This is a genomic window from Bradyrhizobium sp. P2_E8 (assembly GCF_056403875.1).
In genome coordinates this window covers 1-1320 of sequence record NZ_JBFUES010001459.1, presented here as the reverse complement: position 1 = coordinate 1320, position 1320 = coordinate 1, and the positions used below count along the sequence as shown (strand labels likewise).

Sequence of the window (1320 nt, the reverse complement as noted above, 5' to 3'; positions counted from 1 at the left end):
GACCAAGACGTTCGGCGAGCGTCATCAGCCCGGCAAGGCTGGTCCGCAAGGCCTGCCCGGACGGCGCGTCCAGGTCGATCACAGGATCGAACTCGACCGTGCCCGCCACCCTCCCCGACAAAGCCGCGGCGCGCTGCTCGACCATGCGGCGGTCGACCAGCAGGATCACTTGGGCACAGTCGCTCCACATCATCCGGGTCGGGATCGTCGGCGACAGCAGCGACGCCGTCCGGTCCGGCACGGCATCGAACTCGCCGCCGCCGGCCCGAATGCGGGCGGCGCCCGTGAGCGGGACCTGCACGAGGAAGAAGCGCTCGAGGCAGCCGGGATCGATGCTGACGGATCCGCCATAGGCAACGTAGTTGATGGAAAAGCCGTCGAACGTCGCGCAATTGTGCCGGGCGGAGAAGCCGGCCGCCCGCGCCTGTGCCGGCTTGAGATCGTGCGGACAGAAGATGCGTCCGATCTGCTCGGCCGCCTCGTCGACATCGTCAGTGGCGACGCGGGCGAAGCCCGCAAGCCGTTCAGCTGCGGACGCACTTGCGCTCATTTCCAGCACGGCTGCGGACATCGTCGACCACGCTTCGCGTCACGGAATTGCTTTAAGCCTATAATAGTTCCGCGGACGCGGAAAGGGCCGCGTCGCAAAATCGTCGTGCTGCATGGCAAAAGCTCCATCCGGATTCGTTTAGCGGATAGACAGGCGGCCGGTCGCTGGCCGAAGCTCCATCCTCGCCGGAATCCATGAGGAGCGAGCCATGACTGCACTCGAAAAGGGCATAACCGCTGTCGGCACTGGCTATGGCGGCAAGAGCTGGAACATCCTTGGCCAGGTCTATTTCCCCAAGGCCGTCACCGACTCCACCTTCGCGTTCGAAACCAACAGCGATCCCGGCCAGTTCGTGCCGGTGCACATCCATCCGACCCAGGACGAGTTCATCCTGGTGCAGGAAGGCACGCTCGATCTCAAGCTCGACGGCCAATGGGTCAAGGCCCATGCCGGCGATCTCGTGCGCATGCCGCGCGGCATTCCGCATGGCTATTTCAACAAATCCGACAAGCCGTGCCGCGCGCTGTTCTGGGTCTCGCCGATGCAGAAGCTGGAGGCGCTGTTCAACCAGCTCCACAATCTGACCGACCCTGCCGAAGTCGTGCGCATCTCGGCGCTGCACGAGGTGGACTTCCTGCCGCCCGAGGCCAACGACTAGGCGGCCGCCTCACCGTCCACTTTCATCTGCTTGCAGGTCCGCCGGCCGCGCATTGCGGCCGAGCGTGGCCGCTTGCACACGAAACACCCTGATTGCGAGCAATCCCATGGTC

General features: G+C 64.8%; 2 protein-coding genes. One reads left to right on the top strand and one right to left on the bottom strand.

The genetic code is table 11. The features are described 5' to 3' along the window. Positions 1–571, bottom strand: a 571-nt coding sequence (locus AC1D00_RS41405) for a cupin domain-containing protein (RefSeq protein ID WP_477014678.1), incomplete at its 3' end; no start/stop codon positions are given. A gap of 187 nt (positions 572–758) precedes the next feature. Here AC1D00_RS41405 and AC1D00_RS41400 point away from each other — a divergent pair. Beyond that, positions 759–1208 (top strand): cupin domain-containing protein, encoded by a 450-nt coding sequence (locus tag AC1D00_RS41400; protein ID WP_092184980.1) that lies wholly within the window; start codon positions 759–761, stop codon positions 1206–1208. Positions 1209–1320 lie beyond the last annotated feature (112 nt).

Excerpts from the sequence above, each read along its gene's own strand:
- AC1D00_RS41400 (WP_092184980.1), top strand. The coding sequence starts at position 759 with ATGACTGCACTCGAAAAGGGCATAACCGCTGTCGGCACTGGCTATGGC.